Here is a 23,985-nt window from a genome sequence, read left to right on the forward strand (position 1 = left end):
CGCGCCTTGCGGACCGCCATTTCGGATGACGCCTGCTGCATTGACTGGCGCTCGCATGCTGGTCTTGTTAAACCAGCGGTATAGCGATTTCCTCGTCAAATCTGCGAATGACATCTCGTGCTTATGAAAAATTTCCCACTTTTAACGAACCTTCGACATCAAATCGCCTTCCCCGCATTTACAATCAAATTCCCGCTTTGCGAGAATTCAATTTCTGAATATGAGAAAAATGAGGAATCATCCGGCCATGAACTCCCCCGCTCCTGCTCATCCGACCCAACAGCCCGCCGTTGCCACCAGCGAGCGCTCGCTGATGGTGTTGTCGGTGATTGCGCGTTACGGCAAGCCGATCGCCGTGCGCAAGCTGAAGGAGCTGACCGGCTTGCCGCAAAGTACGCTGTATCGCCACCTGCTGCCGCTCAAGAAATGGGGCCTGGTGCAGGAACAGGACAATTTCTACGCGCCCGGCCCGCTCAGCGTGCAATTGGCCTGGGGCTTCGACCATACCTCTTACCTGGTCAGCAACGCCCAGCCCGAAATGCTGCAACTGGCCAAGAAGTACGGCGAGAGCGTCGGCCTGATGGTGGCGGTCAACGACCAGGTCACCTGCCTCGACATGGTCGACAGCGAGCAATCGCTGCGCTGCTCATTTTCCAAGGGCCGCTCGCATCCGCTGTCGCGCGGCGCCTCGGCCAAGGCGGTGCTGGCGCATCTGCCGCAAGCCATGGCCGAGAACATCGTCGAGCGCCAGCTGCACGGCAAGGATGACGACATCGCGCGCCTGCACGGCGAGCTCGCCGCCATCCGCAGCCAGGGTTATGCGGTCAGCGAAGGCGAAGTCGACTGGGGCGTGTGGGGTGTCAGCGCTCCGGTGTTTTACAAGCCCGGCCAGGCGGCCGGCGCGATTACCCTGATGGCGCCGGCGATCCGGGCCGAAGAGCGGCAGCGCGAGCTGATTGCCGCCACGGTCCAGGCGGCGGCGGCAATCAGCGAACGCCTTGCGTTGTTTTAATCAGTTCACCAGAAGTCAGTTGCAGGTCCATTACAAGTTGTCCATTAAGTCGTCCATCCGAGGGAGAAACCATGAACCACCGCCGCCGCCTCATCCGCATGCTCGCCGCCGTCAGTCTCGCCGCCGGTTTTACCGTCGCCCCGGCGCTGGCCTGTGCGCAGACCGTTGACGTCATCCGCGTCGCCACCGACGCCACCTTCCCGCCGTTCGAGTTCTTCAAGGACGGCAAGCGCACCGGCTTCGACATCGAGCTGATCGAACTGCTCGGCAAGACCATGGGCAAGAAGGTCGAATGGACCGACATCGATTTCAAGGGCCTGATCCCCGGCCTGGTGTCGCGCCGCTTCGACGTCGCCTCGTCGGCGATTTACATCACCGAAGAACGCCGCCGCGTGGTCAATTTCACCGACCCCTACTATCCGGGCGGCCTGGTGGTGCTGACCAAGGCCAGCAACAACGCGATCAAGCAACCGTCCGATCTGGCCGGCAAGAAGGTCTCGGTCCAGGTCGGCACCAAGTCGGCCAACTACCTCAAAGAGTATTACCCGCAAGCCGAGCGCATCGAGGTCGAGAAGAACCAGGAAATGTTCAACCTGGTTGAAATCGGCCGCGCCGACGCCGCCGTCACCGGCAAGCCGGCCGCCATCGAATACGCCAAGACCCGTCCCGGCATGAAGGTGCTCGACAAGCAGGTCAGCATCGAGTTGTACGGCTACGCCGTGCGCAAGGACCTGCCGCAGCTGACCGAAGAAATGAACGCCGCGCTCAAGAAGGTCAAGCTCGACGGCAGCTATGACAAGCTGGTGCAAAAGTGGCTGTCGTCGGCGGCCAAGTAATTCCATAGAAAAGCAGACGTAAGCAAGGAGATCAGATGAGCTTGGATTTTGTGCCCGTATTCGAGGGCTGGCCGGACCTGTTGCATGGCGCCATCGTGACGGTGGAAATCACCGCCATCTCGCTGGTGCTCGGTTGCTTTCTCGGCCTGCTGGTCGGCCTCGGCCGGCTGGATCGCAGCAAACGCCTGATCTATGGCATCTGCACTGCTTACGTCACCTTCATCCGCGGCACGCCGCTGCTGGTGCAGTTGTTCCTGCTGTTCTTCGGCCTGCCGCAATTCGACATCCTGCTGCCGGCTTTCCTGTGCGGCGTGCTGGGCCTGGGCATCTACTCCGGCGCCTACGTGTCGGAGATCGTGCGCGGCGCCATCCAGTCGATCGACAAGGGCCAGATGGAAGCGGCGCGTTCGCTCGGCATGTCGTCGGGCAAGGCCATGCGCACCATCATCCTGCCGCAAGCCATCGTGCGCATGATTCCGCCGCTGGGCAATGAGTTCATCGCGCTGATCAAGAACTCGGCGCTGGTGTCGCTGCTGACCATCGCCGACCTGATGCACGAAGGCCAGAAAATCATCAGCGTGTCCTACCGTTCGCTGGAAGTCTATATCGCCGTCGCGCTGGTCTACCTGGTGCTGACCAGCCTCACCAGCATGGCCCTGCAGCGGGTCGAGAAACACCTGCGCGCAGGGGGAGCCGTCTGATGTCAGCACTTATGTCCGCACCTATGTCCGCACCCATGATCACCGTTTCCAAACTAGGCAAATCCTTCTCCGGCCATCGCATCCTGCACGGCATCGACCTCGAAGTCGCGGCCTCGCAAGTGGTCGTCATCATCGGCCCCAGCGGCTCCGGCAAAAGCACGCTGCTGCGCTGCTGCAACGGCCTCGAAGTGGCGGAAGAAGGCAGCATCTCGATCTGCAACCAGGACTTGCTGGTGGACGGCAAGATGATCGCCGACCATGCCCTCAACGACCTGCGCACCCAGGTCGGCATGGTGTTCCAGTCGTTCAACCTGTTCCCGCATCTGTCGGTGCTGGAAAACGTCACGGTCGGCCCGCGCAAGATCCGCGGCACGCCCAAGGACGAAGCCGACACGCTGGCGCGCGCACTGCTGGCCAAGGTCGGCCTCGCCGCCAAGGCCGACGCCATGCCGGCCACCTTGTCGGGCGGCCAGAAGCAGCGTGTAGCCATCGCTCGCGCATTGGCGATGCAACCGAAGGTCATGCTGTTCGACGAGCCGACGTCGGCGCTCGATCCGGAACTGGTCGGCGAGGTCTTGCAAGTCATGAAGGCGCTGGCCAACGAAGGCATGACCATGATCGTGGTCACGCATGAAATGGGCTTCGCGCGCGAAGTCGCCGACGTCGTCGTGGTGATGGACCAGGGCCGCATCGTCGAGGCCGGCAAACCCGAACAGATCTTCGTCAATCCGGTGCAGGAGCGCACCCGCAGTTTCCTGCAGGCGGTGTTGACCCGTAATAACTCAACGGCAGCATAGGACTTACTTGAGCATGAACCCCACTCTCTGGAACGGCCGCGTCGATCATGACAGCGCCGGCGACACCCGCCGCCTGCATCAACTGGTCGTGCCGTTCGGCAACGACGTCAAGGGCGGCGGTGCGCTGATCGGCTTCGCCAGCGACGAAGGCGTGCGCCGCAACCACGGCCGCGTCGGCGCCGCGCAAGGTCCGGACGCGATCCGCCGCATGCTGGCGAACCTGCCGGCGCATCGCATCACGCAACTGGCCGACGCCGGCAATATCGACTGCCACGACGGCGACCTCGAACAGGCGCAGCAACGGCTGGCCGGCAAGATCGCCGACGTCATGGCGCAAGGCGTATTCCCGCTGGTGCTGGGGGGCGGCCATGAAGTGGCGTACGGCAGCTTCCTCGGCATCATGCGCCACCTCGGCCGCTCGATGTCGCAGCGCAAGCTGCTGATCGTCAACTTCGACGCGCACTTCGACCTGCGCGAAGCCGAACGCTCGACCTCGGGCACGCCGTTCAAGCAGATCGCCGAATGGTGCGAATGGGCCGACGTCGGTTTCCACTACCTGTGCTTCGGCATCAGCCAGCTCGGCAACACGCCGGCGCTGTTCACGCGCGCGCAGCAACTGGGCGTGGAATACGTCAGCGACACCGATGTCGCCACCCGCAGCCTGGCCGAACTCGACGCGCAATTGCGCCTGCGCCTGGAAGACGTCACCGACGTCTACCTGACCATCGACCTCGACGTCTTGCCCGGGGAAAAGGCGCCCGGCGTCTCGGCCCCGGCCGCCTTCGGCATGGCGCTGGAGAAAGTCGAAAAGCTGGTTTCCTCCATTCGCGCCAGCGGCAAACTGATCGCCGCCGACATCGCCGAATGCAATCCGGTCTACGACCGCGACGGCATGACCGCCAAGGTCGCCGCGCGTCTGGCGCACCTGATCCTGCAACCGGCATAGAATAGAGTGTGCTGCGCGCCTTGCGGCCGCAGCGACTTGACTGTCTTCTACTTTCCAACCGGCCTTCTCCATGTCCGTCCTGATCCCGCAATCGCAACAACGCCTGATGCGCTGGAAAAACGGCGGCGGCATGACGTGCGAGATCCAGCGCTTTCCGCAGGACAGCTCGCTCGACTCCTTCGACTGGCGCGTCAGCGTCGCCACGGTGCAGCAGGCCAATGAGTTTTCACTGTTCCCCGGCATCGATCGCTCGCTGGCGATCCTGGAAGGCAAAGGCATCCTGCTCGACGTCGCCGGCGAGCTTGGGGTCGAGCAACGTGAATTGACGCCGCGCGATCCGGTCTATCGCTTCGACGGCGAGACCGCGATCCACTGTACGCTGATCGGCGGCGGCATCGTCGACTTCAATGTCATGACCCGCCGCGCCGCTTGCACCCACACGCTGGAACAACTGACCATCACCAGACCGACGGTATTGCCGGCCGCCGGCGACACCGCACTGGTGTACGTCGTCAACGGCAACTGCCGCCTGGCCAACGAGACCAAGGTCCATGCCGGCGACGCCGTGCTGTTCCGCGATGCGGACGAAGAACGCCTGATGATTTCTGATGCGGCCGAGTTGCTGCTGGTGCAGTTGTACCGGCAGCCGCGCTAACCCCTCCGTCGTCGCTGCACTGATCCGCACCAAGCTGCATGCGTAATCTGTAATCTCCTTGCGAGATTACGCGCCCACAATCCCCGTACTTCCCATGATCGCCAGCGCCACCGCTTCGGCCACCTTGATGCCGTCGATGGACGCCGACATGATCCCGCCCGCATAACCGGCGCCTTCGCCGGCCGGATACAAGCCCTTGGTATTGAGGCTTTGCAGCGTGTCGTCGTTGCGGCGGATGCGCACCGGCGACGAGGTGCGCGTTTCGACGCCGGTCAGCACCGCGTCGTGCATCGCGTAGCCGCGGATCTGCTTGTCGAAGAACGGCAGCGATTCGCGGATGGCGTCGATGGCGTAGTCGGGCAGCGACTGATCGAGATCGCCCAGCAGCACGCCCGGCTTGTACGATGGGATCACGCTGCCGAGCTGGGTAGATGGTTTCTTCGCCAGGAAGTCGCCGACCAGCTGGCCCGGCGCGTCGTAGTTGCGGCCGCCCAGTTCATAGGCGCGCGACTCCCACTTGCGCTGGAATTCGATGCCGGCCAGCGGATGGCCGGGATAGTCGGCCGGCGAAATGCCGACCACGATGCCGCTGTTGGCGTTGCGCTCGTTGCGCGAATACTGGCTCATGCCGTTGGTGACCACGCGCTCCGGTTCCGAGCTGGCCGCCACCACGGTGCCGCCCGGGCACATGCAGAAACTGTAGACCGAGCGGCCGTTGGAGGCATGATGGACCAGCTTGTAGTCGGCCGCGCCGAGGATCGGATGGCCGGCGCTGGGGCCGAAGCGGCACTTGTCGATCAGCGACTGCGGATGTTCGGCGCGGAAGCCGATCGAGAACGGCTTGGCTTCCATGTAGACGCCGCGGTCGTACAGCATCTGGAAAGTGTCGCGCGCGCTGTGGCCGATCGCCAGCACGACGTGATCGGCCTCGATGTGCTCGCCGCCGGCCAGCGTCACGCCACGCACCTGGCCGTCTTCGATGACGAGGTCGTCAACGCGTTGCTCGAAGCGGAACTCGCCGCCCAGCGCGACGATTTTTTCGCGCATCAGCTGCACCATCTTCACCAGGCGGAAGGTGCCGATGTGCGGCTTGCTGACGTACATGATTTCCGGCGGCGCGTCGGCGGCGACGAACTCGGTCAGCACCTTGCGGCCGTAATGCTTGGGGTCCTTGACCTGGCTGTACAGCTTGCCGTCGGAGAAGGTGCCGGCGCCGCCTTCGCCGTATTGCACGTTCGATTCGGGCTTCAGTTCGCGCTGGCGCCACAGGCCCCAGGTGTCCTTGGTGCGTTCGCGCACGGTCTTGCCGCGTTCCAGGATCAGCGGGTTGAAGCCCATCTCGGCCAGGATCAGGCCGGCAAAAATCCCGCACGGGCCGGTGCCGATGACGATCGGACGCTTGCTCAGTCCGGCCGGAGCCCTGGCGACGAAATGGTAATTGGTGTCGGGTGTCGGCACGATGTTTTGCTTGCCCTTGTGCCTGGCCAGCACGGCGGCTTCATCGCGCACGTCGACGTCGACGGCATAGGTCAGCGTGACGGCGGATTTCTTGCGGGCATCGTAGCTGCGGCGAAACAGGCTCACGCTCAACAGGTCCGCATCGGCAACGCCGAGGCGCGCAAGGATGGCGGCGCGCAGGTCGGCTTCGGGATGGTCGAGGGGGAGTTGTATTTCAGTCAGTCGCAGCATGCAGAGTATTTCCGTGTAATCAGGCCATGCCGGGCGCACAGGCAGAGGGGCGAAATCCGGCGGCAGCCCGGCATTTTACTCCAGCCACGCGGCCGGCGGGCCGTCACCGCCGCTCGCCATCGGTCACCACTGCGAGGCATGCTCATCCTGATACGCCAGCGCGGTCTTGCGACGCGAGCAACTTTCCCAGGCGGCGGTCAGGATCAGGATCGCCGCCGCCAGGCCGCCCACCATCAGCAGGTCGGTGACGTAGCCGAACGCCGCCAGCAAGGCCAGCAGCACCAGTCCGGCCAGATGCGACAGCGGCAGGCGGCGATACACCACCTTCTTGTAGACTGCGTTGCCCAGCAGGTACAGCGCCGGACCGGCGATCAGCACCAGCAGCGAGGTCGGTGCGATGCGCTGGTCGGGATGCGCGATCACCAGTTCGGCGCCGACCGCCGAGACGATCACGCCGGCCACGATGATCACGTGGACATAATGGAAATACGCGCCGATGCGGCCCGGATCGCTGGAATGCACGATGGCGTCGCTGCCGTCCTTGCTGCTGGTGTCGAAGTACAGCCACCACATCGCCAGCGCGCTGGCGAAGGTCACCACGAACGCCACCATCACGGGCGCCTCCCATTGCGCCGCGTGGGCCACGGTAGCGCCGGTGACCAGCAAGGCTTCGCCCAGCGCAACGATGACGAACAGCTGGCAGCGTTCGGCCAGGTGTCCGCCTTCGATGGTCCATTCGCGCGTGTCCGAACGTCCCAGCCCGGGCAGCGCGAAGCCGATCATCGGCGAGAAATATTCACAGGCCACGGCGATGATCCACAGCGCCAGCCGGTGTTCCGGCGACAGGCCGCCGGCGATCCAGAATACCGCCGAGATGAACAGCCAGCCGAACATGCGGCGGAAGTTGGGCGTCAGCGCGTGATCCTTGCCGAGGCAGCACAGCACGAACAGCGTGCGCCCGACCTGGATCGCTGCATAGGCGATGGCGAACACCAGGCCGCGCCCGTCGAAGGCTTCGGGAATCGCCGCCGCCATCAGCAGGCCAACCAGCATGATGGCGAACAAGAGGACGCGTATCTGCAGCGTTTCCGGATCGAACCAGTTGGTGACCCAGGAGGTGTATTGCCACGCCAGCCAGACCGCGAACCACAGCACCAGCGTTTCGACGGCGCCGGCGACGCTGAGGTTTTCCAGAAGCCGGTGCGACAGCTGGGTCACCGCAAAGACGTAGATCAGGTCGAAGAACAGCTCCACGAAGGAGACGCGCGCCTCGTGTCCGTCGCGTACGCGCAGCAGGCCGGTGAGCGGCTTTTTTGCCGATGACGTGTTCATGTTCCCTCCCTGAATGACATGGCACTATCGTCGCACAGGCACTCCGCCATGGACAAGACGCACGGCTTCCGAAACGCCGTAACGACCTGCGACAGTTGCTTATATCTGACAGACGGCTGAAGGTGAATTTGTTTCGCGGCGTTTTCGTTTTGCGGTTTCGCGCCTGCGGCGGCGAGCGAACGCCGAATAACAAGCCAGGATATCAAGTCGGACGGCGGTGCGTCCTGAGTGCAAATCGCGCCGGATCCAGCAAGGCCAGCAAGTCCTTGCCGAGCGGCGCCGGTTCGTCCTCCAGCGCGCACGCCACGATCTCGGCCGCCAGCGGGGCCCAGATCAGTCCGCGCGAGGCGTAGGCCAGCAAGCCGTACAGCTGCGGCCAGCGCGGCGCATCGCGCAGCTGGACTTCACCGCCCGCCGCGAGCGCCGCCTGATCGGGCAAGGCGCCCACCAGCGGCAACCGGTCGGCCGAGACGCAGCGGAAACCAACGCGCCCGCTCAAGCCATCCGGATCGATGTCGGGCGACACGCCCGGCAACAACTGCCGCAACTTGTCGAGATTGCCGGCGTGGCTGTCGGCGCGCAAGGCGGTGTCATGATTGTCGCGATCGTAGCTGGCGCCGACGCTGACCAGTCCGTTCACTGCGCCGGTCAGGTAGCCGTCGCCGCACAGTACGAACGGCAGATCCGGCAACGACGCCGCCGGCAAATGACTGACCTGTCCGCGTATCGTCTGCAGCGGCAACCCAGCCGCCTGCGCCAGTGCGGCCGACTGCATGCCGTTGGCGAGGATGACCACCGGCGCGGCGGCGATGACGGCGCCGTTGGTATCGAGCGCCTGCCATTGCCCCTCAACACGGCGCAAGGAACTCACCTCTTTCCCGAAGCGGCTTTGCAAGCGATCGCCGCAAGCGCGCAGCATGGCTTCGCATACCGCCGCCGGACGCAGCCAGCCGCCGCGCGGAAAAAACCAGCCGCTGCCGGTCGGCATGCCGAGTCGCGCGCTCGCCTCCTGCGCCGGCAACCACTGTGCGTAGTCGTGCGGATAATCCCAGTGCTGCGCAGCCTGCCCGAATGCGTCGGCTTGTCCGGCATCGCGCGCCACTTGCAGCACGCCGCAGGTTTTGCCGATGGGTTGTCCGTGGGGATCCATCCCGAACACGCCGGCGCGCTTCCACGCCTGCTGCGCGAACAGGAAGGCCGCTCGCGTCAGGCGCGCGGTCGGATTGTCGTCGCGTGAAATCGCCGGCATATGGACGCCGGCAAGGTTGCCGGAGGCCTCCTGCGCGGCGTGCGCATGCCGCTCGATCAGCGTCACCTGCCAGCCGCGCGCGGCGAGCGCTTCGCAGGCGGCGCTGCCGGCCAGGCCGGCGCCGATCACGAGCGCGCGGCGATCTTGCGGAACGGCGCGCTCGGCCACCTTCCAGCGCGGCGTGAAATGCGCGGTCAGCTTGTCGTCTTCATCCATCGTGAAACCTGCCGCAGCCAACTCAGCGGATGATGCGCGCCATGCCCCGCCCAGACGCAATTGCGCGCGCGGGGTCGCCAGTCGCGCCAGTCGTTTCAACTGCGGCGCGTTCCACATGGCGTCGTCCTGCAACAGGAACAGATCAACCCGCGCGTCGACCTGCGCCAGGCTCGCGGCGACCTCGCCAACAATCAGCGTCAGCACCACGCGGCCCTGCTCCAGCAACAGCCGATGATAGCCGGGCGTCAACGGCGGCCAGGCATTGGCAAGTTCGCCGGCGAAGGCATTGGTCGGCGCCATCGCACGCAATTGCTGCGCCGTCGGCAGTGCTGCATCGATCAGCAAATAATGCAGGCGCTGCGGCGTATCAACATCGTCGCCCTGCTCGCGCAATGCCGCCCATGTTTGCAGGAACGCATCGCTGTAGCCGGCCTGCAAAATGGTATAAACCGCCCGACCGCGCCAATGCCCGCGCAAGGCGGCGTCGGTGAAACTGGCGGAAGCAAAAGCGGCAGGTGTCATGCGGGCATCGAGGGTTCGGGAGCGGCCGTCGGCCGCAGCAGCAATATGATACGCTGTCCCTCCATCACGTTGCGGCAGCGCCGGCTTGGTTCAGTCCATCGCCGCCTCCGCCAGACCGCCGTTGGGGAACACCTGCCATGCCGCTTCGCCTGCCACCGCTTTCTTCCCTGCGCTTCTTTGAAGCCGCCGGCCGCCACCAGAGCTTCAAGCTCGCCGCCGCCGAACTCAACGTCACTCCCAGCGCCGTCAGCCACGGCATCGTCACGCTCGAACAAACCCTGGGCGTGGAATTGTTCATCCGCGCGCCGCGCCGCCTGACGCTGACCCCGGCCGGCGCCGATTACCTGCGCTACATCTCCAGGGCCTTCGAGCTGATCGCCACCGGCACGCAACGCCTGCCCGATCGCCACGGCCGCAGCATCTCGGTGAGCTGCGCGCCGACGCTGGCGTCGCGCTGGCTGCTGCCGCGCCTGCAGGATTTCCGCACGCTGTGGCCGGACACCAACGTCACCGTTGACACTTCGCCGCGCCAGGTCAACTTGCCGACCGACGGCTTCGATTTCGCCATCCGCATGAGCCGCGCGCCAGTCGCCGATCCTTCCTGGCGCAAACTGTTCGGCGAGCAACTGGTGCCGGTCTGCAGCCCGGCGTATCGCGATAGCCTGCGCGGACGCGATGGCAAGGTCGACCTGCGCCGCGCCACGCTGATCCATGTCACCCAGGCCAGCGAAGACTGGCAGACCTGGCTCGCACGGACCGAAACCAGCGGCGTCGACGCCCGCCGCGGCTTGCATCTCGACACCATCCAGCTGGCCTTCGAAGCGGCCATCGGCGGTCTCGGCGTGGCGCTCGGACGACGTCCGCTGGTCGATCGCGATCTCGCCAGCGGCGTGCTGGTCGAACTGAGCAAAGAACTGCACACCGGCTTGGTCGACGCCGAAACCGCCTACTGGCTGGTCAGCACCGAAGACGCCGCCGAACGCGCCGACGTGGCCGGCTTCAGGAACTGGCTGCTGGGCGAAGCGCGGGAGTCGGTACACGCCGGTTAGCCGCTCAGGTCTTCTCGACAGACATGAGTGAGCCAGACTCACTCATCGTCAAAATCCTTTCCTTTGTCGCCGGGTTGCGCCGCTGCTAATGTGCGGTTCTGTGATCGCAACGGAGGCATCCATCATGTCCGCAACCAGCCAGCCGACCCCGGCTCACCTTTCCCGCGCCGGCAATCCCGCGCTGTGGGTCGTCATCGCCGCCGCACTGGTGCTCAGCGTCGTCATGGGCACGCGCCAGACTTTCGGCCTGTACATCAATCCGTTTTCCTACGACCGCGGCTTGCCGGTGACGGTGATCGCCTTCGCCATCGCCCTGCACAACCTGGTGTGGGGCTTCGCGCAGCCGTTCGCCGGCGCCGCCTCGGACCGCTACGGCGCCACGCCGGTGGTGGCGTTCGGCGCCGTCACCTTCGCCGCCGGCCTGGCGTTGGCGGCGGTCGCGCCGTCCGGCCTGCTGCTGATCATCGGGCTGGGTCTGCTGGTCGGCATCGGCATCAGTTGCACCAGCTTCGGCGTGGTGCTGGCCTCGGTCGGCCGCGTCGCCACGCCGCAGCAGCGCAGCATGGCGATGGGCATCGCCAGCGCCGGCGGTTCGCTGGGCCAGGTGTTGCTGGTGCCGCTGGCGCAAACGGTGCGTGAAAGCGCGGGCGTGTCGGCCTCGCTGTTCGTGCTGGCCGCCATCGCGCTGGCGATCGCGCCGGCCGGCCTGATCCTGGACCGGGGTCGCAAGAAATCGTCCGCATTTTCATCTTCCCCGGCAACGCATCCCGCCGCCGAACCGCCCGCCTCTTCGCTCAAGGAAGTGCTGACCCTGGCCGGCCGTCATCGCGGCTATCGCCTGCTGACCATCGGCTTCTTCACCTGCGGTTTCCAGCTGGCCTTCATCGGCACCCACTTGCCCGGCTACCTGACGCTGTGCCACATGCCGCTCGGCCTGGGGGCGACGGCGCTGGCGCTGATCGGCCTGTTCAACATGGCCGGCAGCTGGGGTTGCGGCTGGCTGGGCGGGCACTTCCGCCAGCAGTATGTATTGGGCTGGCTGTACCTGGTCCGCAGCGGCGCCATCGCCGCTTTCCTGGCGCTGCCCAAGACCAGCGCCTCGGTCATGGTGTTCGCCGCCGTGATGGGATTGACCTGGCTCGGCACGGTGCCGCTGACCAGCGGACTGGTGGCGAAAGTATTCGGCACGCGCCACCTCGGCACGCTGTTCGGCGTGTGCTTCCTGAGCCACCAGATCGGCTCTTTCCTCGGCGCCTGGCTGGGCGGCTACATGTTCGACCTGACCGGCTCGTACAAGATGGTGTGGGGTGCGACGGTGGCGGCCGGCGTGCTGGCGGCGCTGCTGCACTTCGCCATCAACGACCAGCCGGCCGACAACAACCCGGGCATGCTGGCGAGGGCGCTCAGCTGAAAACCGGCAGGTAGGACGCAGTGCATGCAGTGCATGCGCGGCCGTGGAAAAACCGGGTGCGGCAAAACCCTTTAAAATCGTCCGCACCCGTCATCCCAGCCGCTCGCGCCAACTACATGCTCGCCATCTTCAATGTCGTCTTTCCGGTTTTTGCACTGATCTTCCTCGGCTACCTGTGCCGCAAGCGCAATATCCTCAGCGTCAACGCCGCCAGCGAGCTGAACCGCTTCGTCATCTACCTGGGACTGCCGGCGCTGCTGTTCGATTCGATTGCGCGCCTGACCCCGGCCGACTTCAGCAACCTGCGCTTCATCGCGGTGTTCGCCATCGGCATTGCGGTGGTGTTCGTGCTGACCGCCTGGATCAAGTATCGCCAGGGCGCGGCGGCCGGCGACATCATCATCGACAGCCTCGGCACGTCGTACGCCAACGTCGGCTTCATCGGCATCCCGCTGTGCTTGCTGGCCTTCGGCCGCGACGGCATGCCGCCGGCCGTGATCGCCATGGTGATGACCGCCTGCCTGCTGTTCGCCATCGCCATCGTGTTGCTGGAAATCTGCCTGCACGCCGAAAAGCACATCGGCCGCAGCCTGCTCAAGACCGGCAACTCGCTGATCCGCAATCCCATCCTGATCGCACCGATACTCGGCAGCCTGGTCGCCGCCAGCGGCTATGTGTTGCCGACCGGCGTGCAGCAGTTGTTCAAGTTGCTCGGCGCGGCCGCCAGTCCCTGCGCGCTGGTGTCGCTGGGCCTGTTCCTGGCGCAGCCGATCGACGATAAACAGGCCGGTTCGGTAAGCCTGCTGGTCGGTTTCAAGTTGCTGCTGCATCCGGCTATTACGGCGCTGTTCGCCTATTGGATCCTGCCGCTGCCGAAGATGTGGGCCGACACCGCGCTGCTGTTGTCGGCCATGCCGATCGGCACCGGCCCGTTCATGCTGGCCGAGCTGTACCGGCGCGAAGCGGCGCTGATGTCGCGCGCCATCCTGATTTCCACCACCACTTCGCTGCTGACGATCACGCTGATCCTGGCGTGGATCGCGCACTAAGGAAACCATCCGCATGAAAATCCAGATCGCTTCCGACCTGCATCTTGAACGCATGATGCCGTCGTTCCCCCACTACCGCGCAATCGAACCGACCGATGCCGACCTTCTCATCATCGCGGGCGACATCCACAACGGCGATGCGGCGTTTGCCGCCTTCGCCGACTGGCCGGTGCCGGTGCTGTACGTGCACGGCAACCATGAGGCCTATCATGCACAATATCCGCAAGTGGTGGACGACATCGGTCGCCGTGCGCAAGCCTCGGGCGAGCGCATGCGCCATCTTGAGAATTCGGTGGTGATCGAAGGCGGCGTACGCTTCCTCGGCTGCTGCCTGTGGACCGACTACGCGCTGCAACAAGAGGGGACGCCATCGCTGACACCGGACGCCGCGATGGAACAGGCCGGCAACATCCTGTTCGACCATCGCGTGATTACCATGCCGGGCGGCGCGCTGTTCACGCCGCAGGATGCACTGCAATTGCATCAAGGTTCGCGCGCCTGGCTGGAGCAGCAACTGGCGCAAGCCTTCGACGGCAAGACCGTGGTGATCACGCACCATGGTCCGCATCCGCACTCCATCCATGAACGTTTCGCCGGCTCGCCCCTGAACCCCGGCTTCATCAGCGACCTCACGCCGTTGCTGGCGCAGGCGGATTTGTGGGTGCATGGCCACGTGCATGACAGTTTCGATTACACGGTCGCGGGTTGCCGCGTCGTGACCAATCCGCGCGGCTATGCGCTCAACCTGAAACAGGCGGCGACGCTCGATGACATCGAGTGGGAGAACCCGGCCTTCGATCCGCAACTGGTGATCACGATCTAGCGCAAGCTGAATGCCGGACGCCGTGATCGCCGCATCGTCGGCGTCGCGCCTCACGGAACCGGGCGCGCCGCAATGCAAAACGCGCCACAAAATGCGGCGCGTTGTTGTGTCCTGCAGGAAAATTTACCGAGAGGGCCAATGCTGCGACCGCGGCATTTTTACCACGCAGACGCCTTGCCCGGCGTCTGACGTTGCTCCGACTCAATCGCCTGCGCCTGCATGAATGCCGTGAAGGAGCGTTCGATGGTGGCCCGCTCGATGTCCTTGGTGATGAACACGATGCGCGTGCGGCGATCTTCCGACGGCCAGGCCGGCAGCGTCACGGTCGGGTGGAAGATGTGCTGCACGCCGTGGATCACGGTCGGCTTGTCTTCACCGGCGAGATTGACGATGCCCTTGATGCGCAGGATGTTCTGGCCCTTGAAACCAACCAGCAGGCTCAGCCATTCATCGAACAGATGCGGCTCGATCGGTTTGTCGAAACTGAAACAGAAGGCGCGGATGTGATCGTCATGGCGGTTGATGTCGTGGCCGTGGCCTGCATGTCCATGCTTGTGACCGTGATCATGACCGTGATGATGATGGCCGTGTGCATGATCGTGGTCGTGCGGCGGTTCATACGCTTCTTCGCTGAGCCAGCGTTCGACGTCGGGCGTCTTGTCGGCGGCGCGGAACAGGCCGGCGTCGAGCAATTGTTGCGGCGCTACCCGGCCTTGCTGCGACAGGAGTTGTTGCGCGCCCGGATTGATCTGCTTCAGGCGCGCCTGCAGATCCTGCAGTGCGGCCGGGTCGGCCGCATTGGCCAGATCGCTCTTGGTCAGCAGCAAGCGGTCGGCCACGGCGGCCTGTTGCACCGCTTCAATATGGTTGTCCAGTGTGGCGTTGCCGTTGACCGCATCGACGGTGGTGATGACGCCGTCGAGCCGGTACTTCGACGCAATGAAATTGTCGGTCATCAAGGTATGCAGGATCGGGATCGGCGAGGCCAGTCCCGTGGTCTCGATGATGACGCGGTTGAACTTGCGCTTGCCGCCTTCGGCGAAACGCCAGGTGATGTCCTTGAGGGTCTTCTTGAGGTCGCCGCGGATGGTGCAGCACAGGCAGCCGCTGCTCATCTCGACCACGACTTCATCCTGGCTGTGCGCGACCAGCAGGTGGTCGAGGCCGATTTCGCCGAATTCGTTGATGATGACCAGCGTGTCCTTCAGCTCGGGCTGGGCCACAAGGTAGTTCAGCAGCGTGGTCTTGCCGCTGCCGAGGAAACCGGTCAGCAGCGAAATCGGGATCAGTGCGGGGGCGTCTTGTGTCATGGCGAGGCCGGCGTCAGTCATTGTCGTGCGACGGCAGCAGATGGCCCAGCTTGGCGGCCTTGGTGCGCAGGTAGCGGATGTTGAACGGATTGCGATTTTCCACCAGCGGCACGCGTTCCAGCACTTCGATGCCGTTTTCCACCAGGGCGTTGACCTTGCGCGGATTATTGGTCATCAGGCGCAGGCCCTTGATGCCGAGATGACCGGCCATCGGCACCACCATGGTGTAGCGCCGCATGTCGGCCGGGAAACCCAGTTGCAGGTTGGCCTCGACCGTGTCGGCGCCGCCGTCCTGCAGATGGTAGGCACGCACCTTGTTGAGCAGACCGATGCCTCGGCCTTCCTGGCGCAGGTAAAACACCACGCCGCGTTTTTCCTTGGCGATGCGCCGCAGGGCGGCTTCAAGTTGCGCGCCGCAATCGCAGCGCTGGCTGAACAGCGCGTCGCCGGTCAGGCATTCGGAATGCACGCGCGCCAGCACCGGTTCGCCGTTGCCGACGTCGCCCAGCGACAACGCCAGGTGTTCCTTGCCTGAAACATGGTCGACGAAAGCGTGCAGTTGGAAAGTGGCCCACGGCATCGGCAATGCGCAGGAGCTGACGAATTCCAGGTTTTCTTCCGGAATGACGACGTCGCTTTCGATGTTTTCTGGTGACGACATGATGAACCTATGTAATTGCCTGGCGCCGCAACGGGCGCATTGGGCACAGCCGCGTATCTTACAACGCGGCTCCAATTATTTCAGGCCGGCCACGCGGTTCTTCAAGCCCGGCCGGGTGTTTTTTGTCACAAACCCTGTAAACGCAAGCGCGGCCCGAAGGCCGCGCTTGCTTCACCACTGTATGGGATCAATCAACGATCGCGATTCTTGCCCGGCAGCAAGCGCACCAGCAAGGCGCCCAGGGAAGCCACCGTTGCCAGACCGACCACGCCGATCCAGCCCCATTGCGCCAGCAACAGGCTGCCCAGCGCAGCGCCGGCCGCCATGCCGACGAACATGCCGACGAACAGCACGGCGTTGAGACGGCTGCGGGCGCCCGGCTCGATGCTGTAGACGATGGTCTGGTGCGCCACCAGCGTGGCTTGCACGCCGAGGTCGAAGCCGATCGCGGCCAACGCCAGCAACCACAACTGACCGCTGGCCGAGAAGGCTGGACCAAACGCCATCGCCACGAAGGACAGGATCGCCAGGCCAATGCCCAGACGGGTCACCAGCTCAGGACCTTTCTTGTCCGAGATGCGGCCGGCCAGCGGTGCGGCCAGCGCACCGGCTGCACCTGCCAGACCGAAGGCGCCGGCGGCGGCGCTGCCCAGGTGGAACGGCGCGGCATGCAGCATCACCGCCAGCGTCGACCAGAAGGCGCTGAAGCCGACCGACAGCAAACCCTGAGCCAATGCAGCGCGGCGCAGCGCCGGATGCTTTTGCACCAGCTTGCCCAGCGAACCCAGCAAGGCGCCGTACGGCAGATGCGTGGTGGCCTTGAAGCGCGGCAGGCCACGCCAGGCGGCGATGCCGATCAGGGCGATGCTGACCGAGGCCGCCACGAACATGCTGCGCCAGCCGAAATGCTCGGCGACGAAACCGCTCAGCACGCGCGACAGCAGGATACCGAGCAGCAAGCCGGTCATCACGGTGCCGACCACCTTGCCGCGGTTCTGTTCGGAGGCCAGCGTGGCCGCGGCCGGGACGATGTCTTGCGCCAGCGTTGCCGACAAACCGATCGCCAGGCTGGCGACCAGCAGGACGGCGATGCCGGACGATGCGCCGGCCAGCAGCAAGGCGCCGGTCAGCACGGCAGCCTTGATCAGGATAATGCGGCGGCGATCATAGCGGTCGCCCAGCGGCGCCAGCAGCAGGATGCCGAGCGCGTAACCGAGCTGGGTCAGCATCGGCACCATGCCGATGGCGCGGTCGGAGGCGCCGATGTCGGCGCCGAGGATGCCCAGCATCGGCTGCGAGTAATACAGCGAAGCTACGGCCAGGCCGGCGCCGGACGACAGCAGCAGCATCAGCGAGGCCGGCAGCGCGTTGACGGGCGCGGTTGCAGGCGCCGCAGCAGCCGCAGCCGCAGCCGTCGCATGACTCGTATGCGTATTCTGAATGGAAGACATGATGGCTACCCCTTTTAATGTTTGACGGGGTGGAGTTTGCGCGCCATTGCTGCGCTGCGGTAGTGGCATGGTGCGCAGAATTGTTATACGCTGTACGTATGAGCAAAGCGACCATCTCGGCTCCCGCCGCCCTTCCGCCTTCTTCCAGCGCCGCAGACCGCATCGAGCTGATCCAGACCTTCGTGCGCATCGTCCAGGCCGGCAGTCTGTCGGCCGCTGCCAGCCAGCTCGGCACCACGCAACCGACCATCAGCCGCCGCCTGCAGTTGCTGGAGCGCTCGCTGGGCGTACGCCTGTTGCAACGTTCCACCCATGCGATGAAGCTGACCGAAGACGGCGAGCGTTGCTACGAGCGCGCGCTTGACCTGCTGGCCGGCTGGGAATCCTTCCAGTTCGATGTGCGCGGCGCCGGCGTCGAGGCCGGGGGCTCGCTGCGCGTGGTGGTGCCGAACGCCTTCGGACAACGGCAGCTGATCGCGCCGCTGGCCGAGTTCATGCGGCGTCATCCCGCGATCACGGTGGAATGGCTGCTGTACGACCGCGTCGCCGACTTCATCGCGCACGGCATCGACTGCGCGATCCAGGTCGGCGAAGTCAGCGACCCTGCCGTGGTGGCGATCCGCCTGGCCGAAGTGCCGCGCATGATGGCGATCGCGCCGGCCTTGCTGGCGCAGTATCCGACCCCGACCCATCCACGCGACCTGGCGGCGATGCCGTGGCTGGCGATCCCGCAGTTCTATCGGCGCGACGTCACGCTGAAAAATACCGCCACCGGCGAAGTCGCCGAGGTCGCTTTCCAGCCGCGCCTCAGCTCCGACAGTTTGTATGCGCTGACCAATGCGGCGGTGGAAGGCGTCGGCCTGATGCTCGGTTCGGCCTGGCTGCTGGCGGAACACATGGAACAAGGCCGGCTGGTGCCGCTCTTGCCCGGGTGGGAAGCAGCGCCGCTGCCGGTGTCGATCATCTATCCGTATGCACGCTTCTATCCGGCGCGGCTGCGCTACTTCATCGACACCATGCGCGAGGCGATGCCGGCGGCGGTGGGCAGCGCGGCACGCTGGCCGGCGCAGTGATTACTTTGCCGGCGCCGGAGTGCCGGGAATACCGGGAATGCCAACGCGGATCAATTCCGAAAAGCGCGCGTCATTCCCCGCCGCCAGCGCACGTTCGGTAATACGCCCGCGCGCATGCAGCGCGGCGTAGTCGAATCCCGGCGTCAGGCCGCCGACGTCGTATGCATATTCCGCCAGGTAACCCGAAGCCAGCAGGCGATAATCGAACGGCAATTGCGGATTGATCGCGCGCGCCAGGTCGAACACGATGGTCGTGCAATTGCTGGTCAGGGTGTTGTAGAAGGCCGGTTCGCGTTCGAGCCTGGCCGCTTCGCCGGCATAGCCGACAAACAGCTTGCGCAAGGTGGCCGGCGCCACCTGCAGGCGATACAAATACACGTCTTCACCGCGTACATTGCTGCGCACGCGCACGATGTCGCGCTCGTCGCTGGCCACCAGCACGGTCTCGAACTTGCGGAAGAAACCGCCCAGCGCCGAAAAACTCTCGCCTTTTTCCTTGCGGATCTCCACCGAAAACGTCAGGTAGCGGCCGTCGTCGAAACCGAACGACACCAGCGTGTGCGCAATCGCCGGCCCCATCCAGTACGACAGCACCAGGTCGGCCGTGACCAGATGGTCGAGATCGTAGTCGCGGGTTTCCCAGCGCACGGTGTAGTCGGTCTCGCTGCGCCAGTCGAAGTTGCGCACGTTGGTCAGGCGCGCGTGGTTGCCGTCGATGTCGACATGCAAAAGACGCGCAACGTCGTCGGCCCAGACGCGGTCATGCGAGGGCTTGAGCGTGCTCCACCAGCCCAGCATGCCGGCGCACAGCACGGCAAACCCGAGCAGCGGCCGCCAGCGTCGGCGCCACAGGCCGTGCAACGCCGCCAGCACCGCCAGCGCAAGCACCGCGACCGCGACGGTACGGATCTGCGCCGGCGCCTGCAACTGATACCACAGGGCAAAGCCGGCCCACACGCCGGCCAGCGTGGTCGACACGCTGAGCAAGAGACACAGCGCGATGAAGAAAAATGCGCGGACGCGGCCGCCCTTGCCGTTCATGCGATTCACTGCCGCCGCATCACCATCTGCACCGAGCCCTGCCCGTGGCATTCGAAAGCCAGCGAGACGTCGGTCAGCAGCTTGGCCGAGCAGGTGGTCTGCTGGTCGAGCCAGCTCAGCGTGCCGCCGCTGACGGTGCCGCTGGCGCTGATCGGTACGGTCGGAAAGTTGCCTTCCATGGTGCCGGTGATGGCGGCCTTGCCGGCTGCAGTGGTGGCGAAGCTCAAGGTCCAGCGTTGCGCCGAGCCGAAGGAGTTGTTGCCTGCGCCGGCCCACTGGCCGTCAAACAGCGTCGGCTTGAGTTCGATGTTCTCGGGTTTCTTTTCGACCGGCGCCGGTGTCATGGCGACTTGCTTGCATACCTGGCAACTGATCTCGGTGATGTTGGCGCGGCTGATCTGCTTCTGGCCCCAGATGGTGTCGGCGCCGGTATTGCCGTTGACCAGCACGTTGAAATACGGCGTGCCGTCGACGTGATAGTTGACCTTCGAGCAAGCCGGTGCGGAAGAAGTGAAACGCAGTTGGGACGCATACGAACCGAGAGTGGTCGCCTCCACCGGCTTGACCGCAATCGAGGCCGAACACGTGCCGGTGCTCTGCTGGCAATCGCAGCTCGGTTCGGCCGCGTGCGCGGCGTGCGGCAGAGAGGAAACGGCGATGACTGCCGCCAGCATCAGGGCAGTCCTATATGCGCACTGAGCACTATGAGATCGCTTGATCCGATAAAACAATTCCATCATCGTTGACTCCCCCTTTTTTGGATGCCTGCCCTCCGAGGCTGACACTTTTGGCTGGCGACACGGTGCGGCCATGGTACACCGCGGTGCCGCCGATACCGTACGCCGCACGGGCTGCTGCGTCGGATCGCATGATGCCGGACGGCATCTTCAAGCTGAACACACGCTGAGAAAAACCTGACGCCCGCATGACCGGATTGTCATATGTTCGTCATGCTTCTGTCCGACAGCGCGGCGCAGAATGTGTTCCACGATGACCGCAGCCCCTCTTCAGCTTTCCTCTCCAGCCATGCGGTCTGCATGGCTGGCTGCGGTCGTCGCCTGACTTTTTTTGGAGAACACACCATGCGTAAATTATCCCTCGCCTTCGCCGTCCTGGCCCTCACTTCCGCTGCCGGCGCCTACGCCGAAGTCCCCTATCCGGCCGAGCAACCATTTGTTTCCAGCGTCAGCCGCGCCGAAGTCAAACAGGAACTGATCCAGGCCGAGCAGCAAGGCCAGATCGCGGACGGCGACAACTATCCCGTCGCCATGCCGGCATCGTCGCACCTGAGTCGCCAGGACGTCCGCCAGGACTTGCAGCACGCGCACAACATGCATGACGACGCCACGTACGCCGGCGCGTGATGCCCTTCGGTAATCACTAGTGGCAACGCCGGCTTTGCTGCGCAGGATGCGAAACCGGCAAGCGATGCCAGCGGCGTGAATAGCGCGCCGAAAATGAAAAAGCGGACCTGCCGTACTGCGCAGATCCGCTTTTTTCGCCTTGCTTCCGCCCTGCTTCGGGCTGATTTCAGGCTTGCTTCGAACTGGTTTACTTCACCGAAGCCAGCGCTGCATTGAGCGTGGCGCTCGGACGCATGACTTCGCTGACCTTCTTCGGATCGGCCATGAAATAGCCGCCGATGTCGACAGGATTGCCTTGCACTGCCTTGAGTTCGGCGGTGATCTTGGCTTCGTTCTCGGCCAGCGTCTTGGCCAGCGGCGCAAACTTGGCAGCCAGTTCCGCGTCTTCCTTTTGCGCTGCCAGTTCCTGCGCCCAGTACATGGCCAGGTAGAAATGGCTGCCGCGGTTGTCCAGCTCGCCGGTCTTCGGCGATGGCGACTTGTTGTTGTCCAGCAGCTTGCCGGTTGCATCGTCGAGCGCCTTGCCCAGCACTTGCGCCTTCTTGTTGCCGGTCTTGATGCCCATGTCTTCCAGCGACACCGCCAGAGCCAGGAACTCGCCCAGCGAATCCCAGCGCAGATGGTTTTCTTCCACCAACTGCTTGACGTGCTTCGGCGCCGAACCGCCTGCGCCGGTTTCGTACATGCCGCCGCCGGCCATCAATGGCACGATCGACAGCATCTTGGCGCTGGTGCCCAGTTCCATGATCGGGAACAGGTCGGTCAGGTAGTCGCGCAGGATGTTGCCGGTCACCGAGATGGTGTCGAGACCGCGGATCACGCGTTCCAGCGTGTAACGCATGGCGCGCACTTGCGACATGATCTGGATGTCCAGGCCCTTGGTGTCGTGATCCTTCAGGTAGGTCTCGACCTTCTTGATCAGTTCGGCTTCGTGCGGACGGTACGGGTCGAGCCAGAACACGGCCGGCATGCCGGAGTTGCGGGCGCGGGTGACGGCCAGCTTGACCCAGTCGCGGATCGGCTCGTCCTTGACCTGGCACATGCGCCAGATGTCGCCTTGCTCGACGTTTTGCGTCAGCAGGACTTCGCCTGTTGCCAGGTCGACGATGTTGGCGACGCCGTCTTCGGCGATTTCAAATGTCTTGTCGTGCGAGCCGTACTCTTCCGCCTTTTGCGCCATCAGGCCGACGTTGGGCACGGTGCCCATGGTGGTCGGATCGAAGTTGCCGTTGGTTTTGCAGAAGTTGATGACTTCCTGGTAGATGCGGGCGAAGGTGCTTTCCGGAATCACTGCCTTGGTGTCTTGCGGCTTGCCGTTGGCGTCCCACATCTTGCCGCCGATGCGGATCATGGCCGGCATCGAGGCGTCGACGATCACGTCGTTCGGTGCATGCAGGTTGGAAATGCCCTTGGCCGAGTCGACCATCGCCAGCGATGGACGGTGTTCGTGACAGGCGTGCAGGTCACGGATGATTTCTTCCTTCTTCGAGGAAGGCAGGGTCTCGATTTTTTCGTACAGGTTGACCAGGCCGTTGTTGACGTTCACGCCCAGTTCATCGAACAGCTTGCCGTGCTTGGCAAATGCTTCCTTGTAGAAAATCTTGACGGCGTGGCCGAACACGATCGGGTGCGAGACCTTCATCATGGTCGCCTTGACGTGCAGCGACAGCATGACGCCGGTCTTGCGTGCGTCTTCGAACTGCTCTTCGTAGAACTCGCACAGCGCCTTCTTGCTCATGAACATGCTGTCGATGATTTCGCCGGCCTTCAGGGCGACCTTTGCCTTCAACACCGTGGTCTTGCCGCTCTTGCCGATCAGTTCCATCTTGACGTCGCGTGCGGCGCCGATGGTCATGGATTTTTCGCCGTGGTAGAAGTCGCCGTGGGTCATGTGCGCAACGTGCGAGCGCGATGCCATGCTCCACTCGCCCATGCTGTGCGGGTGCTTGCGGGCGAAGCGCTTGATCGATGCCGGCGCGCGGCGGTCGGAATTGCCTTCGCGCAGGACCGGGTTGACGGCGCTGCCGAGCACTTTGGAGTAGCTCTTCAGGATTTCTTTTTCTTCGTCGGTCTTCGGATCTTCCGGCAGGTCCGGGATCGCGTAGCCGCGCGATTGCAGTTCGCGGATCGCGGCTTGCAGCTGCGGCACCGAGGCGCTGATGTTCGGCAGCTTGATGATGTTGGCGCTTGGATCTTGCGTCAGCTTGCCCAGCGCGGCGAGGTTGTCGGGAACGCGTTGTTCGGGCGTCAGACGGTCCGGGAATTCGGCCAGAATCCGCGTGGCCACCGAGATATCGCTTTCAACGACGTTGACGCCGGCCGGCGCGGTGAACGTCCTGATGATGGGCAGCAGAGAGTAGGTCGCCAGCAGCGGCGCCTCATCAGTCAGCGTATAGATGATGGTGGAGTTATCAGTAGTCACGGTGATGTCCTTGCGGGGTTGGTGTTTGATGAGCCGTCTCGGAGGCTGCCGCACCATCAAGGGGGCCGGACAAGGCGAAGCGGACGATACGGGTAGTACCTGGCTTGCCTGCCCGACGGCGCAATGCGTCGGATTGATGTTGCAACAACTTCGTATTGTATTGGTACTTCCTTTCATGAACCTGTAAGGAAGCAGAGGCCGTTCCTGCTGCCACTGCCTGAGCACCAACACAAAAACAACCGGTATTTTAGCCCGAAACCGCCGAAAACCGGTGACGACCGGGCCTGATGGCTTCGAAGCAGGACTTGCCGGAATGCATCTTCAGGGCCGCATTATCCGAACGAAGCCGTCACCGACGTCCAGATCCGGCCAAATC

The 23,985-nt window shown here is 64.2% G+C and carries 21 protein-coding genes; 12 read left to right on the forward strand and 9 right to left on the reverse strand.

Translation table 11 applies throughout. The annotated features are described in order from the left end of the window. Positions 1-247 precede the first annotated feature (247 nt). From DXT88_RS22870 to DXT88_RS22895, 6 genes are all read left to right on the forward strand, one after another. Complete coding sequence (locus DXT88_RS22870; RefSeq protein ID WP_265216162.1) at positions 248-1,012, forward strand: IclR family transcriptional regulator; 765 nt, start codon at positions 248-250, stop codon at positions 1,010-1,012. Positions 1,013-1,083: 71 nt separating this feature from the next. Beyond that, the gene (locus DXT88_RS22875; RefSeq protein ID WP_016836103.1) at positions 1,084-1,848 is read left to right on the forward strand and encodes a transporter substrate-binding domain-containing protein; all 765 of its coding nucleotides are present in this window, start codon (positions 1,084-1,086) and stop codon (positions 1,846-1,848) included. A 35-nt stretch (positions 1,849-1,883) separates the two neighbouring features. Beyond that, complete coding sequence (locus tag DXT88_RS22880; RefSeq protein ID WP_016836104.1) at positions 1,884-2,549, forward strand: amino acid ABC transporter permease; 666 nt, start codon at positions 1,884-1,886, stop codon at positions 2,547-2,549. Positions 2,550-2,572: 23 nt separating this feature from the next. Beyond that, complete coding sequence (locus tag DXT88_RS22885; RefSeq protein WP_321161132.1) at positions 2,573-3,346, forward strand: amino acid ABC transporter ATP-binding protein; 774 nt, start codon at positions 2,573-2,575, stop codon at positions 3,344-3,346. Positions 3,347-3,359: 13 nt separating this feature from the next. Next, positions 3,360-4,292 carry a formimidoylglutamase gene (gene hutG, locus DXT88_RS22890; RefSeq protein ID WP_265216163.1) on the forward strand — a complete coding sequence of 311 codons (933 nt, stop codon included), beginning with the start codon at positions 3,360-3,362 and terminating at the stop codon, positions 4,290-4,292. A gap of 70 nt (positions 4,293-4,362) precedes the next feature. Continuing rightward, positions 4,363-4,947 (forward strand): HutD/Ves family protein, encoded by a 585-nt coding sequence (locus tag DXT88_RS22895; RefSeq protein WP_016836107.1) that lies wholly within the window; start codon positions 4,363-4,365, stop codon positions 4,945-4,947. 66 nt (positions 4,948-5,013) lie between these two features. On the opposite strand, the gene DXT88_RS22900 is transcribed toward DXT88_RS22895, so the two are convergent. From DXT88_RS22900 to mnmC, 3 genes are all read right to left on the reverse strand, one after another. Continuing rightward, complete coding sequence (locus DXT88_RS22900; RefSeq protein WP_265216164.1) at positions 5,014-6,636, reverse strand: NAD(P)/FAD-dependent oxidoreductase; 1,623 nt, start codon at positions 6,634-6,636, stop codon at positions 5,014-5,016. A gap of 123 nt (positions 6,637-6,759) precedes the next feature. Further along, positions 6,760-7,968, reverse strand: a complete 1,209-nt coding sequence (locus DXT88_RS22905) for a low temperature requirement protein A (RefSeq protein WP_265216165.1) — start codon at positions 7,966-7,968, stop codon at positions 6,760-6,762. Positions 7,969-8,170: 202 nt separating this feature from the next. Next, positions 8,171-9,955 carry an FAD-dependent 5-carboxymethylaminomethyl-2-thiouridine(34) oxidoreductase MnmC gene (mnmC, locus tag DXT88_RS22910; RefSeq protein ID WP_265216166.1) on the reverse strand — a complete coding sequence of 595 codons (1,785 nt, stop codon included), beginning with the start codon at positions 9,953-9,955 and terminating at the stop codon, positions 8,171-8,173. A gap of 137 nt (positions 9,956-10,092) precedes the next feature. Between mnmC and DXT88_RS22915 the strand changes: the two genes are divergently transcribed. The 4 genes from DXT88_RS22915 (at position 10,093) to DXT88_RS22930 (ending at position 14,287) form a co-directional block, all read left to right on the forward strand. After that, on the forward strand, positions 10,093-11,004 hold the full coding sequence (locus DXT88_RS22915) for a LysR substrate-binding domain-containing protein (protein WP_265216167.1): 912 nt from the start codon (positions 10,093-10,095) through the stop codon (positions 11,002-11,004). A gap of 124 nt (positions 11,005-11,128) precedes the next feature. Beyond that, positions 11,129-12,415, forward strand: a complete 1,287-nt coding sequence (locus DXT88_RS22920; protein ID WP_265216168.1) for an MFS transporter — start codon at positions 11,129-11,131, stop codon at positions 12,413-12,415. Between the two features lie 116 nt (positions 12,416-12,531). Next, positions 12,532-13,464 carry an AEC family transporter gene (locus DXT88_RS22925; RefSeq protein ID WP_265216169.1) on the forward strand — a complete coding sequence of 311 codons (933 nt, stop codon included), beginning with the start codon at positions 12,532-12,534 and terminating at the stop codon, positions 13,462-13,464. Between the two features lie 13 nt (positions 13,465-13,477). Next, positions 13,478-14,287: a metallophosphoesterase gene (locus tag DXT88_RS22930; RefSeq protein WP_265216170.1), complete on the forward strand. Its 810-nt coding sequence runs from the start codon at positions 13,478-13,480 to the stop codon at positions 14,285-14,287. A gap of 158 nt (positions 14,288-14,445) precedes the next feature. On the opposite strand, the gene DXT88_RS22935 is transcribed toward DXT88_RS22930, so the two are convergent. The 3 genes from DXT88_RS22935 to DXT88_RS22945 form a co-directional block, all read right to left on the reverse strand. After that, positions 14,446-15,597, reverse strand: coding sequence for a CobW family GTP-binding protein (locus DXT88_RS22935; protein ID WP_265216171.1), 1,152 nt, complete (start codon positions 15,595-15,597; stop codon positions 14,446-14,448). Positions 15,598-15,610: 13 nt separating this feature from the next. Beyond that, on the reverse strand, positions 15,611-16,258 hold the full coding sequence (gene ribA, locus DXT88_RS22940; RefSeq protein ID WP_265216172.1) for a GTP cyclohydrolase II: 648 nt from the start codon (positions 16,256-16,258) through the stop codon (positions 15,611-15,613). Between the two features lie 191 nt (positions 16,259-16,449). Continuing rightward, the gene (locus tag DXT88_RS22945) at positions 16,450-17,709 is read right to left on the reverse strand and encodes an MFS transporter (RefSeq protein ID WP_265216173.1); all 1,260 of its coding nucleotides are present in this window, start codon (positions 17,707-17,709) and stop codon (positions 16,450-16,452) included. Between the two features lie 98 nt (positions 17,710-17,807). Between DXT88_RS22945 and DXT88_RS22950 the strand changes: the two genes are divergently transcribed. Continuing rightward, positions 17,808-18,782, forward strand: a complete 975-nt coding sequence (locus DXT88_RS22950; protein WP_265216174.1) for a LysR family transcriptional regulator — start codon at positions 17,808-17,810, stop codon at positions 18,780-18,782. Here DXT88_RS22950 and DXT88_RS22955 read toward each other — a convergent pair whose 3' ends face one another. Both DXT88_RS22955 and DXT88_RS22960 read right to left on the reverse strand, forming a co-directional pair. Further along, positions 18,783-19,823 (reverse strand): Lnb N-terminal periplasmic domain-containing protein, encoded by a 1,041-nt coding sequence (locus DXT88_RS22955; RefSeq protein ID WP_265216218.1) that lies wholly within the window; start codon positions 19,821-19,823, stop codon positions 18,783-18,785. A 5-nt stretch (positions 19,824-19,828) separates the two neighbouring features. After that, positions 19,829-20,497, reverse strand: coding sequence for a hypothetical protein (locus DXT88_RS22960; protein WP_265216175.1), 669 nt, complete (start codon positions 20,495-20,497; stop codon positions 19,829-19,831). Between the two features lie 267 nt (positions 20,498-20,764). On the opposite strand from DXT88_RS22960, the gene DXT88_RS22965 reads away from it, so the two are divergent. Next, positions 20,765-21,187, forward strand: a complete 423-nt coding sequence (locus tag DXT88_RS22965; RefSeq protein WP_265216176.1) for a DUF4148 domain-containing protein — start codon at positions 20,765-20,767, stop codon at positions 21,185-21,187. A 187-nt stretch (positions 21,188-21,374) separates the two neighbouring features. Here the strand turns inward: DXT88_RS22965 and DXT88_RS22970 are convergent, their stop codons facing one another. Next, entirely contained in the window at positions 21,375-23,609 is a 2,235-nt protein-coding gene (locus DXT88_RS22970; RefSeq protein WP_265216177.1) for an NADP-dependent isocitrate dehydrogenase, read from the reverse strand. Positions 23,610-23,985 lie beyond the last annotated feature (376 nt).

The sequence above is a fragment of the Herbaspirillum lusitanum genome, from assembly GCF_026127345.1.
In the GTDB taxonomy this organism is placed as follows: domain Bacteria; phylum Pseudomonadota; class Gammaproteobacteria; order Burkholderiales; family Burkholderiaceae_D; genus Herbaspirillum; species Herbaspirillum lusitanum.

Excerpts from the sequence above, each read along its gene's own strand:
- DXT88_RS22880 (WP_016836104.1), top strand. The coding sequence starts at position 1,884 with ATGAGCTTGGATTTTGTGCCCGTATTCGAGGGCTGGCCGGACCTGTTG.
- DXT88_RS22930 (WP_265216170.1), top strand. The coding sequence starts at position 13,478 with ATGAAAATCCAGATCGCTTCCGACCTGCATCTTGAACGCATGATGCCG.
- DXT88_RS22870 (WP_265216162.1), top strand. The coding sequence starts at position 248 with ATGAACTCCCCCGCTCCTGCTCATCCGACCCAACAGCCCGCCGTTGCC.
- ribA (WP_265216172.1), bottom strand. The coding sequence starts at position 16,258 with ATGTCGTCACCAGAAAACATCGAAAGCGACGTCGTCATTCCGGAAGAA.
- DXT88_RS22935 (WP_265216171.1), bottom strand. The coding sequence starts at position 15,597 with ATGACACAAGACGCCCCCGCACTGATCCCGATTTCGCTGCTGACCGGT.
- DXT88_RS22960 (WP_265216175.1), bottom strand. The coding sequence starts at position 20,497 with ATGCTGGCGGCAGTCATCGCCGTTTCCTCTCTGCCGCACGCCGCGCAC.
- DXT88_RS22945 (WP_265216173.1), bottom strand. The coding sequence starts at position 17,709 with ATGTCTTCCATTCAGAATACGCATACGAGTCATGCGACGGCTGCGGCT.
- hutG (WP_265216163.1), top strand. The coding sequence starts at position 3,360 with ATGAACCCCACTCTCTGGAACGGCCGCGTCGATCATGACAGCGCCGGC.
- DXT88_RS22920 (WP_265216168.1), top strand. The coding sequence starts at position 11,129 with ATGTCCGCAACCAGCCAGCCGACCCCGGCTCACCTTTCCCGCGCCGGC.
- DXT88_RS22875 (WP_016836103.1), top strand. The coding sequence starts at position 1,084 with ATGAACCACCGCCGCCGCCTCATCCGCATGCTCGCCGCCGTCAGTCTC.
- DXT88_RS22950 (WP_265216174.1), top strand. The coding sequence starts at position 17,808 with ATGAGCAAAGCGACCATCTCGGCTCCCGCCGCCCTTCCGCCTTCTTCC.
- mnmC (WP_265216166.1), bottom strand. The coding sequence starts at position 9,955 with ATGACACCTGCCGCTTTTGCTTCCGCCAGTTTCACCGACGCCGCCTTG.
- DXT88_RS22900 (WP_265216164.1), bottom strand. The coding sequence starts at position 6,636 with ATGCTGCGACTGACTGAAATACAACTCCCCCTCGACCATCCCGAAGCC.
- DXT88_RS22885 (WP_321161132.1), top strand. The coding sequence starts at position 2,573 with ATGTCCGCACCCATGATCACCGTTTCCAAACTAGGCAAATCCTTCTCC.
- DXT88_RS22915 (WP_265216167.1), top strand. The coding sequence starts at position 10,093 with ATGCCGCTTCGCCTGCCACCGCTTTCTTCCCTGCGCTTCTTTGAAGCC.
- DXT88_RS22905 (WP_265216165.1), bottom strand. The coding sequence starts at position 7,968 with ATGAACACGTCATCGGCAAAAAAGCCGCTCACCGGCCTGCTGCGCGTA.
- DXT88_RS22925 (WP_265216169.1), top strand. The coding sequence starts at position 12,532 with ATGCTCGCCATCTTCAATGTCGTCTTTCCGGTTTTTGCACTGATCTTC.
- DXT88_RS22955 (WP_265216218.1), bottom strand. The coding sequence starts at position 19,823 with ATGAACGGCAAGGGCGGCCGCGTCCGCGCATTTTTCTTCATCGCGCTG.
- DXT88_RS22895 (WP_016836107.1), top strand. The coding sequence starts at position 4,363 with ATGTCCGTCCTGATCCCGCAATCGCAACAACGCCTGATGCGCTGGAAA.
- DXT88_RS22965 (WP_265216176.1), top strand. The coding sequence starts at position 20,765 with ATGTTCGTCATGCTTCTGTCCGACAGCGCGGCGCAGAATGTGTTCCAC.